Source organism: Chromatiales bacterium (genome assembly GCA_020445605.1).
Taxonomy (GTDB): domain Bacteria; phylum Pseudomonadota; class Gammaproteobacteria; order JAGRGH01; family JAGRGH01; genus JAGRGH01.
Genome location: JAGRGH010000051.1, coordinates 115,502 through 130,735, shown reverse-complemented (window position 1 = coordinate 130,735; position 15,234 = coordinate 115,502). Strand labels below are relative to the sequence as shown.

Annotated in this window: 16 protein-coding genes and 3 tRNA genes; 13 read left to right on the top strand and 6 right to left on the bottom strand. The window is 65.3% G+C overall.

The genetic code is table 11. From position 1 onward, the window contains the following. Positions 1-53: 53 nt before the first annotated feature. Positions 54-127, top strand: a tRNA-Gly gene (locus KDG50_13045). Positions 128-137: 10 nt separating this feature from the next. On the opposite strand, the gene KDG50_13040 is transcribed toward KDG50_13045, so the two are convergent. Continuing rightward, complete coding sequence (locus KDG50_13040) at positions 138-785, bottom strand: DUF3047 domain-containing protein (GenBank protein ID MCB1866341.1); 648 nt, start codon at positions 783-785, stop codon at positions 138-140. Further along, the gene (locus KDG50_13035) at positions 782-2,239 is read right to left on the bottom strand and encodes a hypothetical protein (GenBank protein ID MCB1866340.1); all 1,458 of its coding nucleotides are present in this window, start codon (positions 2,237-2,239) and stop codon (positions 782-784) included. Before KDG50_13035 ends, KDG50_13040 begins: the two co-directional genes overlap by 4 nt. Before the next feature lie 113 nt (positions 2,240-2,352). Here KDG50_13035 and KDG50_13030 point away from each other — a divergent pair, with 113 nt between their 5' ends. The 7 genes from KDG50_13030 to KDG50_13000 all read left to right on the top strand — a co-directional run bounded on the left by KDG50_13030 (position 2,353) and on the right by KDG50_13000 (position 9,092). Further along, entirely contained in the window at positions 2,353-4,566 is a 2,214-nt protein-coding gene (locus KDG50_13030; protein MCB1866339.1) for an AsmA family protein, read from the top strand. A gap of 50 nt (positions 4,567-4,616) precedes the next feature. After that, positions 4,617-5,132, top strand: a complete 516-nt coding sequence (locus tag KDG50_13025; protein ID MCB1866338.1) for a hypothetical protein — start codon at positions 4,617-4,619, stop codon at positions 5,130-5,132. After that, entirely contained in the window at positions 5,129-6,220 is a 1,092-nt protein-coding gene (gene mutY, locus KDG50_13020) for an A/G-specific adenine glycosylase (protein MCB1866337.1), read from the top strand. The genes KDG50_13025 and mutY overlap by 4 nt, the downstream gene beginning before the upstream one ends. Next, positions 6,217-6,489, top strand: a complete 273-nt coding sequence (locus tag KDG50_13015) for an oxidative damage protection protein (protein ID MCB1866336.1) — start codon at positions 6,217-6,219, stop codon at positions 6,487-6,489. The genes mutY and KDG50_13015 overlap by 4 nt, the downstream gene beginning before the upstream one ends. Before the next feature lie 73 nt (positions 6,490-6,562). Then, positions 6,563-7,876: a TolC family outer membrane protein gene (locus KDG50_13010; GenBank protein ID MCB1866335.1), complete on the top strand. Its 1,314-nt coding sequence runs from the start codon at positions 6,563-6,565 to the stop codon at positions 7,874-7,876. Between the two features lie 4 nt (positions 7,877-7,880). After that, positions 7,881-8,939, top strand: coding sequence for a thioredoxin fold domain-containing protein (locus KDG50_13005; GenBank protein MCB1866334.1), 1,059 nt, complete (start codon positions 7,881-7,883; stop codon positions 8,937-8,939). 77 nt (positions 8,940-9,016) lie between these two features. Further along, a tRNA-Glu gene (locus tag KDG50_13000) sits at positions 9,017-9,092 on the top strand. A 108-nt stretch (positions 9,093-9,200) separates the two neighbouring features. On the opposite strand, the gene KDG50_12995 is transcribed toward KDG50_13000, so the two are convergent. Further along, a complete protein-coding gene (locus tag KDG50_12995) occupies positions 9,201-9,428 on the bottom strand; it encodes a hypothetical protein (protein ID MCB1866333.1) in 228 nt (75 codons plus the stop codon). Positions 9,429-9,679: 251 nt separating this feature from the next. On the opposite strand from KDG50_12995, the gene KDG50_12990 reads away from it, so the two are divergent. Continuing rightward, a complete protein-coding gene (locus KDG50_12990) occupies positions 9,680-9,853 on the top strand; it encodes a hypothetical protein (protein MCB1866332.1) in 174 nt (57 codons plus the stop codon). A gap of 54 nt (positions 9,854-9,907) precedes the next feature. Continuing rightward, positions 9,908-10,801, top strand: a complete 894-nt coding sequence (locus tag KDG50_12985) for a sterol desaturase family protein (protein MCB1866331.1) — start codon at positions 9,908-9,910, stop codon at positions 10,799-10,801. A gap of 232 nt (positions 10,802-11,033) precedes the next feature. Here the strand turns inward: KDG50_12985 and KDG50_12980 are convergent, their stop codons facing one another. The 3 genes from KDG50_12980 to KDG50_12970 form a co-directional block, all read right to left on the bottom strand. Further along, positions 11,034-11,675: a hypothetical protein gene (locus KDG50_12980; protein MCB1866330.1), complete on the bottom strand. Its 642-nt coding sequence runs from the start codon at positions 11,673-11,675 to the stop codon at positions 11,034-11,036. Between the two features lie 17 nt (positions 11,676-11,692). Beyond that, the gene (locus KDG50_12975) at positions 11,693-11,965 is read right to left on the bottom strand and encodes a hypothetical protein (GenBank protein ID MCB1866329.1); all 273 of its coding nucleotides are present in this window, start codon (positions 11,963-11,965) and stop codon (positions 11,693-11,695) included. A 241-nt stretch (positions 11,966-12,206) separates the two neighbouring features. Continuing rightward, positions 12,207-12,293 (bottom strand) — tRNA-Leu (locus KDG50_12970). A 48-nt stretch (positions 12,294-12,341) separates the two neighbouring features. Between KDG50_12970 and queA the strand changes: the two genes are divergently transcribed. The 3 genes from queA to yajC all read left to right on the top strand — a co-directional run bounded on the left by queA (position 12,342) and on the right by yajC (position 15,213). Further along, positions 12,342-13,364 (top strand): tRNA preQ1(34) S-adenosylmethionine ribosyltransferase-isomerase QueA, encoded by a 1,023-nt coding sequence (gene queA / locus KDG50_12965; GenBank protein ID MCB1866328.1) that lies wholly within the window; start codon positions 12,342-12,344, stop codon positions 13,362-13,364. Between the two features lie 313 nt (positions 13,365-13,677). Continuing rightward, positions 13,678-14,805, top strand: a complete 1,128-nt coding sequence (gene tgt / locus KDG50_12960) for a tRNA guanosine(34) transglycosylase Tgt (protein ID MCB1866327.1) — start codon at positions 13,678-13,680, stop codon at positions 14,803-14,805. Positions 14,806-14,880: 75 nt separating this feature from the next. Further along, on the top strand, positions 14,881-15,213 hold the full coding sequence (gene yajC, locus KDG50_12955; GenBank protein MCB1866326.1) for a preprotein translocase subunit YajC: 333 nt from the start codon (positions 14,881-14,883) through the stop codon (positions 15,211-15,213). The last annotated feature ends 21 nt before the right edge of the window (positions 15,214-15,234 follow it).

Sequence of the window (15,234 nt, the reverse complement as noted above, 5' to 3'; positions counted from 1 at the left end):
GCGGGCGCTTGCGGCAAACCTCGGCAGTTGCCGTAAGATGACGGACGCAATCCGCGGGTGTAGTTCAATGGTAGAACCTCAGCTTCCCAAGCTGATGGCGTGGGTTCGATTCCCATCACCCGCTCCAATCGCCTGAGTCAGTCCGCCGAAAACCAGATCGCCCCGTACCAGCCGGTTGCGTCGCGTTTGCTCTGATCGGTGTCGGTCATGATCGCAACGGCGTCGACGATGTCGATCTCCTCACTGAACTGCGCCCGTAGATCCGCGCGCACGTCACGACGCTCCTCGTACCAGGCGCCGGATGCATCGTCCGTTCCACGCACGGCGACCATGCGCGCATTGCCGGTGTAGGCATTCGGCCAGTTCGCGCCGGCGGGCTGGTTGCCCGACCAGACGTAATTCAGCGCGCGCGTACGCCAGAAGCGCCATCCACCCGAGACGATCACATAGACGCGCGCCGCGTAGTCGTCACCGTCGCGCGTGCGTTCGTGCAGGCCGGTGAGTGGCGCATCGACACGCCAGCGCCAGTGCAGGATGGGTGTCTTGGTCAGGTCGACGCGAATCTCACGCACCAGGCCCGAGGCGCTGGCGGATGCGTCGGCACGCAAAACGGTTTCGTCCCGGTCGCGGACCGGCGTGTATCGGGTTTCCCCCGCGAACGCCTTCTCGACCCAGCCGGGCCGATCAGGGGCGTCCCAGTTCGCGATCGGCACAGGAGCGTCGGCCCAGGCGGTCGCGAAACCGAGCCCGAGCCCGATCAGCCCGGAAACGATCCGCGCGCTCACGGCGCGCGCTCGAAATAGCGTTCGATCAACCGGGCTTCGTCGAAATGTCGGCGGCCGATGAACGCGGTCGCGTGATGGCCCCACTGGCGCATGGCGCCCGGGCGTTCGATGCCCATCGGCCAGAGCACGAAACGTTCGGCGCGTTCGGTTCCGGCGACGAATCCGTGCGGCCCAAACAGGCTCCGGCTGCCGCCTTCGGGCAGCGGCAGGCGGCGCAGATCGTCGTAGTCCGCCAGCCGGTAGTTCAGGCCGCCCGCAGCACTTCCGGCGCTCACGCCGGTAATGAAATGCGTGCCCGTCTCGAGTCGCAGGACGATTCGTTGCGCGGAATTCAGCGTCGGCGCTGCGGCCGGTATCAGGGCGCCCTCGTCCGCGAGCGGCGCTTGCTCAGCACGCGCGATCAGGCGCGGAGCCGGAAAGAACCAGTGATAGCAGCCGCAGTTGTGCATGGTGTCGTAGAGGAGCGGAGACCCGTCGTCGTCCAGGGTCACGCGCCAGGTCAGCCCGTCGAGGTGGCCGCCCAGCAGGTCGAAGGCGCCCGCCCGCGGGCGCTCGGGAAACCAGAACACGTAATTGAGTTGCAGCAGTACGCGCGCATCGAAGCGGGTGTACGAGGCGAGGGCATAGACGACCGGATCGTTCGTATCCAGCGTTGCGGCCGGGGCACTTGCGGAGCGCCAGGCGGGGCGGCCGATGCGGTCCGCATCGGCGGTCGAGTCCGCTTCGATGATCGGCGCGTGGCGGGCGAACAGGGCGTCCAGCACGGCCGGTTCGGGGCGTGGCCGGCCGAGCGGGTCACGCGCAACCGCCGCGAAGTTGACATGGCCATGAGCGTCACCCGCCGTAACCGCGGGCCGATAGCGACGCGCCGGAGTGGCCGCCGGACCCCGCGCAAATGCCGCCGTGACCTCGTTGCGCAACCGGTCCGCGCCGCTGCGCACGGCAATCCGGGTCAGCGGGTAGAGTCCGAGCACCCGCCAGGCGCCGCGGTAGTTGTCCGCTACGCCGGCGGAATCTCGCAGGCGTTGAACGCGGTCGGGCTGCGTGGAGTCAAAGGCGGCCAGTCGTGTCGCACAATCCAGTCGTTCCGTGAGTTCCTGCGCGCTGCCGCCAGCGTTCAGGGCTTCGATCCCGCGGGCTTCGGCGTCGAGCTTCCGCATGGCTTCGATCCAGGCCCGAACGTGCTCGGGGCCGGTGAGGTCCTTGCGCAGGCTGGCCAGGAACCGGTTGGTGCGCAGGTGGGGAAAGCCTGGCACTCGGGTCGATTGCGCATCCGTGGTTCCGGCGCTGGCATGGCGTCGGTCGGCGTCTACGAGCCGTGCGTGGCAGCTGGCGAGCGCTTCCGGCATGGCTGGCGCGTCGCGCATCGCCGGGGCCGTACAGCCTGCGGCGAGCACGAGCGCACCGGCGACACAAACCGTAACGATCGCGCGGCTGGCTTCGTGGTTGAACACGTTACGCTGCATCGGGTAGCGTCTGTGGCAGGCACTTGCGCATGATGGCTTCCAGTCTGGGACCACAGGTCGCGGGTGTCGATTCCATTCGGCGGCATAGCGGAGCGTCCGTCATGAAACGCGTTTTCAAGACCCTGTTGTGGACCGTGGCGGTCCTCGTCGTACTGATCGTCGCGGCGGCGATCCTGGTGCCCCTGTTCGTGGACCCGAACGACTACAAGGAAGAAATCGCCGGGCAGGCCCGCAAGCATACCGGGCGTGATCTGACCATCACCGGTGATCTGAAACTCTCGGTGTTTCCGTGGCTGGGCGTGCACACCGGTGCGCTCGCGCTCGGTAACGCGACAGGTTTCGGACCGGAACCGTTCGCTGCCGTCAATTCCGCGAACGTGCGCGTGAAGCTCCTGCCGCTGCTGTCGAAAGAGGTCGAGATCGACACCATCGAACTCGATGGCCTGGTGCTGAATCTGGCCAAGGACCGCAACGGCCGTTCGAACTGGGAGGATCTTGGCGCGAAGAACGGTCAGGCTCCGGCGGAAAAGCCGGCCGAGGGCGGTGCCGCGATCGCGGCGCTGACGGTCGGCGGGCTCGAGGTCACGGATGCCACCATCCGCTGGTCCGACATGGCGAGCGGACAAAAGACCACGATCTCGGGCCTGGATCTGAGCACCGGCAAGCTGGAACCGGGTGCGCCGCTGCCCGTGCGCCTGGGCTTCGACATCAGTGGCGAACAGCCGCAGATGAGCGGTCGCCTGAGCCTGGATACGGTCGCCGCGGCGGACATGGACGCCAAGAAGTGGTCGCTCGCGGACCTCAAACTCGCGCTGAAGCTGGCCGGTGAGGTGGTCGGCGGCAAGTCGGTCGATGCCGAACTGCGCGCCCAGGTCGCCGGCGATCTTGCAAACGACTCGGCGACCCTGCGGGATTTTTCGTTTACGACCGGTGCGCTGAAGCTCACCGGCGAACTGAATGCGACGGCGCTGGGCGCCGCGCCGAAGGTTCGGGGCAAGGCGGCCATCGCACCGTTTGATCTGCGCAGCGTTCTGGCCGATTGGGGCGTGGCGCTGGATACCGCGGACGCCAACGCGCTCAGGCGTGCAAGCTTGGAATTCGCCATCGACGCCAGCGAGAAGTCGGCGTTCGCCGAGAACCTCGTGATGACCCTGGACGACAGTTCGCTGCGCGGTCGGGTCGGGGTGGCCGATTTCGCCGCCCAGGCCCTGCGTTTCGACCTGACCCTCGACCGTCTGGATCTGGACCGCTACCTGCCGCCGGCGAGTGAGAAGCCCGCCCCGGCCGATCCCGCCGCCGCCACCGCGGCCGCCGCCACGGAACTGCCGGTCGAAATGCTGCGCGCCCTGAACCTCGACGGCAAGTTCAAGCTCGGCGAGCTGACGGCCTCGGGGCTGACCATGGGGGATGTGCTTCTCACCGTAACGGCCGAAGATGGACAGGTGAGCGTCAACGAGAAGATCGGACGTTTCTACGGCGGTGCCAACGATCTCAGCCTGAACATCGACGCGCGTGGCCAGGCCCCGAAAGTCACGGTCGACCAGCAGGCCAACGGCATCCAGATCGGCCCGGTTCTACAGGCTTTGACCGGCGAGGACCGGCTCACCGGTACCGGTCGGCTCAGCGCGAAGCTGGCGGCCACGGGCGCAACCGATGTCGCGCTGAAAAAAACGCTGAACGGCAACCTCGCGTTTCGCTTCGAGAACGGCGCGGTCAAGGGCATCAACGTCGCGCAGCTCATCCGCGAGACGCATGCGCGTTTCACCGGCAAGACAGCGCCGCCGGCCGACGCGAAGAACCAGACGGACTTTTCCGAGCTTTCCGCGAGTGCGACGGTCAGCGACGGCATCCTGACCAGCAACGATCTGGACGGGCGCTCGCCGCTGCTGCGCATCGGCGGTGACGGCAAGGTCGACCTGCCGGCCGAAAAACTCGATTACACACTGCGCGTGACCGTGGTCGATTCCCTCGAGGGTCAGGGCGGGCAGGGGCTGAAAGACCTCACGGGCGTAGCGATTCCGGTGCGGGCGCAGGGGCCGTACGCGAATCTCGGTTACAGCATCGACTGGGGCACGATCCTCACGGCCAAGGCCAAGGACGAACTCAAGGACCGCGCGCGATCGAAGCTCGACAAGCTCATCGCCGACGATGCCGCCAAGGGCAAGAGCGATCCAAAGAAGGATCTGCTGCGCGGCCTGCTCGGCGGCGGTCAGTCCGGTGGCGAACAGGTCGCGCCGGCGAATGCGCAGGCGCCAGCCGCCGAGAAAGAGGAAAAGGCCAAGCCGAGCGAGCTGCTGAAGGGTCTGTTCCGCTGACGCGCGCGCGGCTTTCGCGAGCGCGGCGGACCGCTGCGGCGCTGGCGCTCGTGGCGTCCGGCGCGCATGCGCTCGAGGTGCACAGGCTCGAGGTGACGCGCAGCGGCGAGCGCTACGTGCTGGACGTCGACGCGGATCTCGACGCCGGTGTCGAGCGGGTTCGCGAAGTGCTCTCCGACTACGGCCGGCTGTCCGGCCTGAGCGGTGCGATCGTCGAAAGCGAGGTCGTCGAGCGGCGTGTCGATGGTTCACAGTCGGTCCGGACGCTGGCGCGCGTCTGCGTGCTGGTGTTCTGCAAGACCATGCGTCAGATGCAGCACGTGCAGCGCGAGACGCCCGATCGATTCGTTGCCACCGTGATTCCGGACGAATCCGATTTTCGCTACGGTCGGATCGTCGTCGAGCTGGCGCGGCGCGCAGATTCGACCGGCATGCGCATGCACTCGGAACTCGAGCCCGCGTTCTGGGTGCCGCCCCTGCTCGGGCCGTGGCTGGTGCGCCGCGCGCTGGAGCAGGAATCGCGCGCCGGCGTCGAGGGCATCGAGCACGCGGCGCTGGCACCGTGACCGGCCCCGCTGCTGCCCAGCGTGCGCGGTTCCGCCGCCAGTTGCTCGGCTGGTTCGAACGCCATGGACGCCAGGACCTGCCCTGGCAGCATCCGCGCACGGCGTACCGCGTCTGGGTCTCCGAGGTGATGTTGCAGCAGACGCGCGTGGAAACCGTCCTGCCGTATTTCCAGCGCTTCATGCTGCGGTTTCCGGACGTGGGCACGCTCGCGTCGGCGTCACTGGATCAGGTGCTGGGCCTGTGGTCCGGGCTCGGCTACTACGCGCGGGCGCGCAACCTGCACCGCAGCGCGGGCGAGATCGTTGCGCAGCATGAGGGCGAGTTCCCGGACGATCCGGCCCTGCTCGAGCGACTGCCCGGCATCGGGCGTTCGACGGCGGCCGCGATCGTCGCGCTCGCCTACGAGCGGCCCGCGGCGATCCTGGACGGCAACGTCAAGCGCGTACTTGCGCGGGTGTTCGGTGTCGAGGGTTGGCCCGGAAACCCGGCGATCGCCGGCAGGCTCTGGGATCTCAGTGAGTCGCTGGTACCGCGCAAACGGGTCGCCGACTACACGCAGGCCCTGATGGACCTGGGGGCCACCTGCTGTACACGCACGCGTCCGGACTGCGGGGCCTGTCCATTCACCGGCGACTGCAAGGCCGCGCGCGACGGGCTGACCAGCCGGTTGCCGACCCCGCGGCCGGCGCGGGTGCGACCCGAGCGCAGCGGTGATTTCCTCATCGTTCGCGATCGGCACGGACGCGTGCTGCTGGAGCGCCGCCCGCCCAGAGGCGTCTGGGGCGGGCTGTGGACGCTGCCTGAACTTCCGGCGGGCACTACCGCGCAGATGTGGTGTCGAAGCTCGCTGGGTGAGACGCCCCGCGAGCTGTTGCAATGGCCCGAGCTGCGGCACGAATTCACGCATTTTTCGCTGGTGATACGCCCGATGTTGCTGCGCGTCGATGCGCCGTCCGGTCGCTGCATGGAGGCGCCGGACCGGCTCTGGTATAAACCCGGAACGCCAGCCCCGGGCGGCATGCCGGCACCCGTCAGTGCTTTGCTGCAGGGCCTGCAACGAATCCACGAACCTGAAGTAGCACGATGAGTCGAACCGTCCAATGTGTCGTCCTGGGCCGCGCGGCACCCGGTCTTGATCGCCCCCCCATCCCCGGCGAACTCGGTCAGCGCGTGTTCGATCAGGTCTCCCGTGAGGGCTGGCAACGCTGGCTGGAACGTCAGACCATGCTCATCAACGAACATCGTCTGAAGGTCTTCGATCCGGCGGCACGTGCGTTTCTCGAACGTGAACTGGAACGCTTTGCCTTTGGTGACGGAGGCGAGGCCCCGGAGGGCTTCACTTCAGTCAGCGATTGAGCATTCGCAATGGCGAGCGGGCGACCCATGGCCTAAACTCGTGCGCATTGTTCTGTCCACCCCGGTCCAGGCTGTGATCAAACCCCTGCAAATTCTGAGCGCTTTCGCCGGGCTCGCGCTCGCCGCGTCCACGCATGCGGCCACGGATGTCATTACGGCCTACGATCAGGCGCTCGCCGGCGATCCGCAGCTGCGCGCCGCCCGCGCCTCGCGTGACGCCGTGCGTGAGGCGAAGCCGCAGGCGCGCGCACGACTGCTGCCCGCGGTGTCGTTCGAGGCCGGCGTGGGGCGTGTGCGTCAGGATCGCAAGAACGCTTCGCTGACCGCGCCGTCCGGGGTTTCGTATTTCGACGACAACGACGCCTCGCTGGTCGTCGTGCAACCGGTGTATCGCAAGGATTACTGGGTCGCCCTGGAACAGGCCGATGCGTCCATTGCCCAGGCCGAGGCGCAATACGGGGATGCTGCGCAGGATCTGATCATTCGCGTCGCGGAACGCTATTTCGGCGTTCTGTCGGGCGAGGATGACCTCGGGTTTGCGCAGGCGGAACTCAAGGCCATCGGTCGTCAGCTCGACCAGGCCCGTCAGCGTTTCGATGTCGGGCTGATTGCGATCACCCCCGTACATGAGGCGCGAGCGGCGTTCGACGCCGCGCAGGCGCGCGTGCTGGTCGCGCAGAATGCGCTCGACAATGCGCACGAGTCCCTGCGCGAGGTCACCGGTCAGGCGAATCCGTCGCTCGAACCGCTGCACGCAAAGATCGAACTTGCGCTGCCGTCGCCCAGCGACCCGGATGCGTGGAGCGCGCAGGCGGCCGAGAACAACCTTGGTGTCATCGCAGCCCGCAATGCCGCCGAAGTCGCCCGCAGTGGCATCGAACTCGCGCGTTCCGGCCACCATCCGACGGTTGACCTGGTCGGCAGCCATGCCTATTCGGAATCGGCCAGCCGCAGCGAAACGACGGCGCTGAGCCTGCAACTCAGCGTGCCGCTGTATCTCGGCGGCTCGGTGGTTTCCGCCACGCGCGAGGCGCAGTTCCGTTTCGAGCAATCGACCGAGGAACTGGAGCGCGCGCGTCGTTCCGCCGATCGCCAGGTTCGCGATGCCTACCGCGGCGTGGTCTCCAGCGCGGGGCAGGTCGAGGCGTTCCGGCTGGCCACGGTCTCGGCGCAGAGTGCGCTCGATGCGTCGGAGGCCGGATTCGAGGTGGGCACCCGCACGATCGTCGATGTACTAAATGCGCAGCGCGATCTGTTCGCCGCGCGGCGCGACTACGCGCAGTCACGCTACAACTACCTGCTGAACGGCCTGCGACTGAAACGGGCCGCCGGCACGCTGACACGCGCCGATCTCGACGCCGTGAACCGGCTGCTCGGTTCCGGCTGAAGACATGCTCACCGCGCGGGTCCATCGACTACTCGCGCTGGCCCTGATGTTGCCCGTCGCCGGTGCGCTGGCGGCGACAACCGCACATGAAACGGCGCTCGGCGCCGGCATGGTCAATCCCGGCTACGAGGAAAAACCCGGCTGGTTCAAGTCCTCGTTCCTGGACATCCGCGAGGATGTTGCCGAGGCGCGCGATGCCGGGCGCCGCGTCCTGCTCTACTTCTATCAGGACGGCTGTCCGTACTGCGCGAAGCTGCTGCGCGAGAATCTCGCCGTCGCATCGATCGTTCAGAAGCTCAGGCAAGATTACGATGTCATCGCGATCAACCTCTGGGGCGATCGCGAGGTGACCGGGTTCGACGGCAGCGCTAGGAGCGAGAAGGATTTTTCGACCGATCTGCGCGTGATGTTCACGCCAACCCTGTTGCTGCTCGATTCCGACGGCGCCGTTGCGCTGCGCATCAACGGGTACTACCCGCCGGATCAACTGGAAGCCGCGCTGGACTATGTGACTGCCGGCGGCAGCGGGCGTGCCGGATTCAGGTCGTTCGTTGCGGCTCGCGAGTCCGCGTTCGGCACCCTCGGCGTATCGCGCGCGGGGCCGGGCTTTCTATCTCCGCCGTTTCACCTGAATGCTCGCGATGCACTCTCTGGCCGCCCGTTGCTGGTGGTGTTCGATCAGGGCAACTGCCGGGCTTGCGACGAGTTGCACGGCGACATCTTCAGCCGGGCCGCGACGCGCGAATTGCTCGCCGGTTTCGACGTCGCGGTGCTCGACGCGAACTCGACAACGTCGCTCACGACGCCCGCCGGCGAGACTACGAGCGCAGCTGCATGGGCCCGCGCACTCGGGGTGGTCTACACGCCGAGCCTGGTGTTTTTCGATGCCGGCGGGTCCGAGGTTTTTCGCACCGAGGGCTACCTGAAGTCGTTCCACGTGCAGGCGTCACTGGCCTATGTCGGCGAGGGGGCCTACCGCACACAGCCGAGCTTTCAGCGCTTCGTGCAGTCGCGCGCGGACGCCCTGCGGGCCAGGGGGGTCGAAGTCGACCTGATGAACTGAGCCGATGTTGGACGGCAATTGCGTGTGGACAGCACGGCGGGCAACAGCATAAAATGTCGCGTTCTGCCGATTGCTACGTCCCCTTCGTCTAGAGGCCTAGGACACTGCCCTTTCACGGCGGCAACAGGGGTTCGAATCCCCTAGGGGACGCCACCTTAACCCCAGATGCGGTTAAGGCCGACAGGTTAGGCTCGATTTCGAGTTCTTCCCCGTCGAATACCACAGAGTTGATCAGCCGCCGAAAGGCGGCTTTTTGTTTTTTTATCGTCCCGCCTTCCAGTCGGTTCGCCATTGCTTTGCGAACTCCTCGAGATCTGCGGGCTCCATTGCAGTAATTTTTGGGTTCGCGTTTTGCTGGGCATCCGAGAGCCGCACGCCCAGAGCCACCCGCTCCTCCTCAAGCGCATCCATGCGCTGAGTGAGCGGCCTTCGATGCTTGACCTCCGTCAGCATCGCGGCCAACTCGTTCGTGGCATCGGTAGTAGCCACTGTCGCCATCTATCCTGGCGCCGCATTTGCAGCGCAGAGTAAAAGGGGGAGCCCGTTTTTGATGGTTTTTGAGGTCAGGCGGTGCGCGGTGCGCACCCTACATCGCGGATGATGCCCGCTGCCCACGCCGGGCCCGGGGTCCGCATTCGTGCCGAACTCGCGGCATATGGGCCGAGCGGGTTGACGGTCGGAGCGATTGCTGAAAAGATTCACCGGGTTTCCGACAAACTTAGTGATCTGGGGGGATCATAATGAAGCGTTATGTCTTTATGTTTGGCGCGTTGTCGCTTGCCTGCTCTTCCGTCTTTGCCGCGACCGGCTCGCCGCCAACCGCCGCTGTGCCCGCGATGAGCAGTCCCGCGCTGGTCGTGCTGGCCGTGGCCGTCACGGCCCTGGGCGCCCGTTACTTCCGTTCTCGAAAGTAACGCGATTGTCGGGGCATCCGCGTTCAGCGGATGCCTCTCGACCATTCCGGTCGCATGGAATCCTTCGAACAGACGCTCGTGTTCCTGCACGAGGGGGGCAACCTCTGGTATCTGCTGGGAATCGTTTCCTTTTACGCGATACTGGAAGCGGTTCTGCCGCTGACGATGCCGTCGCGCCCGGTACTGCGGCGCTGGTTCGTCAACTTCAGCATACATATCGTCAATAGTTTCGTTGCCTACCTGGTGCTGTTCGGTTTTTTTGGTGTCTCGGTGGAAGCGTCCGCCGGGAACGTGGGCATCGGGTTATTCAACTGGCTGAATGGTGTTCCTTTGTGGGCGCAGACAATCAGCTTCATTCTGGTTGCCGACTTCCTGTTCTACTGGCTGCACCGCGCCATGCATACCTGGCGACCGCTATGGCGCGTGCACATCGTCCACCACAGTGATCTGGACGTCGATTTTTCGGATTCCTTCCGCATCCATCCGTTCCAGACGCTTTTCGAGATGGCGCTGCGTGTGGGGCTTACGCTCGTTATGGGGGTGCCGCTGATTGTCCTGATCATCTACGATCTGGCGTACAGTCTGTTCGTGTTCTACCCGCACTCGAAAGTCAATCTGCCGCGTGGCCTGGAGCGCATTCTGCGCCTGGTGGTATGTACCTCCGATCTGCATCGCACGCATCATGCCTCCGCGCGCGAACACACCAACATGAATTACGGGGACATATTCAGTTTCTGGGATCGTTTGTTCGGGACCTACGAATTTATCGAGTGGGACGAACAACGCAAACTGACCTACGGGTTGGAATACTTCAGGGAGCCGAAGGAACAATCCCTGCACCGGACGCTGCTCCAGCCATTCACCTACAATCCGGGCAAAACCGAGAACGCCATACCGGCAGCCCGGCGTAACGATGGCCTGTCCGGTTCTGTGACGCCAACCAACTGAAGCCTTAACAGGTTGTTGAAAAAGGCCCATTCATGGCCTTTTCAACATCGCGACCGAAAAGCGCGGTTCGGTGGCTCACGAAAATCAAACGCTTGTGTGTTCAATTTTCGGGCGGGACGTCCCTGTCTCGCGAACCGTCCGCTACGGATCACACGCGAGACCGAAAGCTTCGGCCCGCGAGCGTAGCTGCCCGGACGCACCGTGTGAATTTCCTCGGGCGGCCCTGCCAGGCTCAGTCTTCCCCGGCTTGCCGATTGCCCGTCTTGTCACGGTAACGCACGCGGCCGGTCAGCTTCTGCTTGATCAGATCCCGCGCCTGTTTGTGCGTTTCAGCAACTTTGTAGCGTGCAGATTTCGGCAGCGTACGTTCGAGGATCGCGGCGCCGGAGAGGTTTTCCAGGCGGCCGATCAGGAATGCCCACACCGATTTAGGCAGCATGTACACCACGGCGACCAGGCCCATGATCAGCAACAGGGGGATTGCGCCCATTACGGTCAATGTGCGGTCCACCCAACCCAGGCCCTGCCATCGTGAACGCAGATTGCGACGGGTGCGGCGCGCCCACCACCTGAGACCGACGATGAGCCTGCGCAGAGCGTGCCAGCGGGTATGCGCCGCGAGGATCAGGAAGCGGCCGATCACGCCGATCAGTATCTTCTTGGTGCCGCCGAGCAGGACCAGGGCAAACTTCTTCAGCAATAGATACAGACCTGCCAGCGTGAACATCTTCTTGGAGAACGCCAGCGCGCCGAGCAGTGCCACGACGATTACATCCCACCAGTAGACGCCCGCGGCGGTCGCAGCCACGACCGACAGCAGCGCCGCAACAATCAAAACAGCGCGTTGGAATCGTTGTTTGCTGTCGATCGTCACTGTGCCGCGATTCCGCGTCAGCCACCGCGCAGTGTCACCCTGGGGGTGCGCACCCATGGCGCGACGACGAGATCAGGCGGAAACGCCACTGGCGAGGACGGCTTTCGGGCTTGCATCCAGGTGCTCAAGACTCCGCGCGCCAAAGCCAACGCCTGATCGATGGCGATTTCGGAGATTTTCGTTGCCGAAGATAGACATCGTGCGCGGCCGACGTGAATCGTTTCGACCGGAAGGGGCGCATTGCGGACGATTCCGGGTCGGCCGACGGCTGGATCCAGTGCGATCATCATGTCGATATTGTGCCATCGGCATGGTCTGGGGCTTGAAGGCCGCCGGTCACCTCGATACGGCGGACCGATCGAGTTCGAACGCCAGTGCAACTAACCAGTGGGTGTCTACTTTTGCGAAGGAACTCTCGAAGTGGCCGTGCGATGATGGCGGCGGGAATTCGGGGCCGGAAACCAGGCCGGCCCGGTCGCAGTGGGTTCTGCGGGAAATCGCAAAGCAGGCCGATCCGTTTTCATTTTACTTTGGTACCGAGGGCCGGACTCGAACCGGCACGGTGTTGCCACCACCAGATTTTGAGTCTGGCGCGTCTACCTGTTTCGCCACCCCGGCACGCGCCGTATTGTGCCACAGCACGAATCGGTGTCTGACGGGTGTCTCATGCAGCTGAGTGATTTTGATTTCGAGCTTCCGGAAGCGCTGATCGCTCAACATCCGGCCGCGGAGCGCAGTGCCAGCCGCCTGCTGCACCTCAGGCACAGCAAACGGGAAATTCGCGACCGTGCCTTTCGCGATCTGCCCGGGTTGCTGCGTCCCGGCGATCTGCTGGTGCTCAATGAAACCCGCGTCGTGCCGGCGCGCGTTTTCGGCCACAAGCGCTCCGGCGCACGTGTCGAGATGCTGCTCGAGCGCGCGACGGGCCGTGCCCGGGCGCTGGCCCATCTGCGTGCGAACCGCACCCCGCGGGTCGGCACCGAACTCGTCTTCGACGATGGCGTGACCGCCGTGGTCACGGCGCGACGCGACGAGCTTTTCGAACTGGACTTTACGGGCGTAGGCGAGGTGCACGCTTGGCTCGCGCGGGCGGGCCATATCCCATTGCCGCCGTATATCGAGCGCGCGGACGAGGCGATCGATCAGGACCGCTACCAGACGGTCTACGCGGCGGTAGATGGTGCCGTCGCGGCGCCGACCGCAGGCCTGCATTTCGACGACGCGGTGTTCAGCGAGTTGGTGTCACGGGGCATCTCGACCGCGCGGCTCACGCTGCACGTCGGGGCCGGAACGTTTCAGCCGGTGCGCAGCGAATCGATTTCCGAGCACCGGATGCACGCCGAGCGCCTGGTGGTGAGCGGGGAACTGGTTGAGACCATTGGCTCGGTACGGGCCCACGGCGGGCGGATCGTGGCAGTGGGTACCACGGTCGTGCGCGCGCTGGAGACTGCCGCGCGTGGCGGCGAACTCCGGCCCTACGATGGCGATACGCGCCTGTTCATCACGCCGGGATTCGAGTTTCGCGTGGTCGATGCGATGGTCACGAACTTCCACCTGCCGCGCTCGACCCTGCTGATGCTGGTCAGCGCCTTTGCGGGTCGCGAGTTCATTCTGGAGGCCTACCGTCACGCCGTAAGGACGGGCTACCGGTTTTTCAGCTATGGCGACGCGATGCTGATTGAACCGTGAGCCGGAATGCCGGTTTTCGGCACGGGGCGGGTCTGCGGACAGCCGTTAAACCATGTTAATCCGGCGGAAAATGTGCTAGGGTGGCGCGGCTTTATGGCGATTGAGCCGGGTTGGTGCGCTCCTGATGCGGGCAGCCAAATCCGGTCATCCGCCAGTCGTCGCGCCAACCATAAAAAAAGGGCGCGGCGAAGGGGCGCCGCGCCCAAACCACCAAAGGAGGATGGAGGAGTGTGCGACATCGGGGGAGGCCCGATGTCCATGAGTATTTTCTAATATAGTGAACTGACTGTCAATACCCCGCGGACCACCAGCCATGGACTTCACGCTGCTGGCCCGTGACGGGGCCGCGCGACGCGGTTTCCTCCAGCTGCGTCGTGGCGGTGTCGAGACCCCGGCCTTCATGCCGGTGGGCACCTACGGGGCCGTCAAAGGCCTCAGTCCCGACGAAGTCGCGTCCACCGGCGCGCAGATCATCCTCGGCAATACCTTTCATTTGATGCTGCGCCCCGGCGTGGAGGTCGTGCGTCGCCACGGTGACCTGCACAGGTTCATCGGCTGGTCGGGTCCGATCCTGACCGATTCAGGCGGTTTCCAAGTCTTCAGCCTCGGCGCGATGCGCAGGATCGAGGAATCCGGCGTGCGGTTTCGCTCGCCAATCGACGGCAGCGAGGTTTACCTCGACCCCGAGACCTCGATTGGCGTGCAGCATGCGCTGGACTCGGATGTCGTCATGATTTTCGACGACTGCACGGCCTATCCATGCGACCAAGCGACCGCCGCCGACTCGATGCGCCGATCGCTGCGCTGGGCCAGCCGTTCCCGCGATGCCCATGGCGCGCATCCGTCCGCGCTGTTCGGAATCGTTCAGGGCGGCGTGTATCCGGAACTGCGGGATGAATCCGCCGCCGGACTGATCGAGCTGGGATTCGACGGCTACGCCATCGGCGGACTGTCCGTCGGCGAACCGGCCGAGGCCCGGAATGCGGTGGTCGAGCGGATGGGCGAGCGACTGCCCCTTGCGCGGCCGCGCTATCTGATGGGTGTTGGGCGACCCGAGGACATCGTCGAGGCCGTGCGCCGCGGCGTGGACCTGTTCGACTGCGTCATGCCCACGCGTAACGCCCGCAATGGCCATCTGTTCACGCGCTTCGGTACGGTGCGTATCCGCAATGCCGCGCACCGGGATGACACCACGCCGATCGACCCCGACTGCGGCTGCCACACCTGCCGGAATTTCTCCCGCGGGTACCTGCACCACCTGTCTCGGATCAACGAGATGCTCGGCGCGCGCCTCAATACCGTGCACAACGTCTGGTACTACCAGGAGTTGATGCGCGGCCTGCGCGACGCGATCGTCGGCGGACGGCTGGACAGCTTCACCGCCGAGTTCTACGCGCGGCGCGGGCCCGAGACATCGACGGCAACGGGCTTTGTGTCATAATCCGCCGGCTTTACCGGTCCGGCCCGGCAACCGGGCGGACTTTGTCCACTACCGAATGCGGAATCCATAAAGCTGATGAGTTTTCTGATCTCGGACGCGCTGGCCCAAGACGGCGCCCAGCCGCAGATGGGGATCGGCGGCCTGCTGTTCCCGATCATTCTGATCGTAATTTTCTATTTCCTCCTGATCCGTCCGCAGATGAAGCGGCAGAAGGAGCACCGCGCGCTCGTCGACGCCCTGTCCAAGGGTGACGAGGTTTCGCTCGACGGCGGCGTGCTCGGCAAGATCGCCGCGATCGACGACCAGTACGTGACGCTCGAGGTCGCCGACGGCGTGCAGATCATCGCGCGACGCGGTGCCGTGAACGCCGTCCTGCCGAAGAACACGCTCAAAGACCTGCGCAAGTAGTCCGGCGCGCGGCGCCCCAGC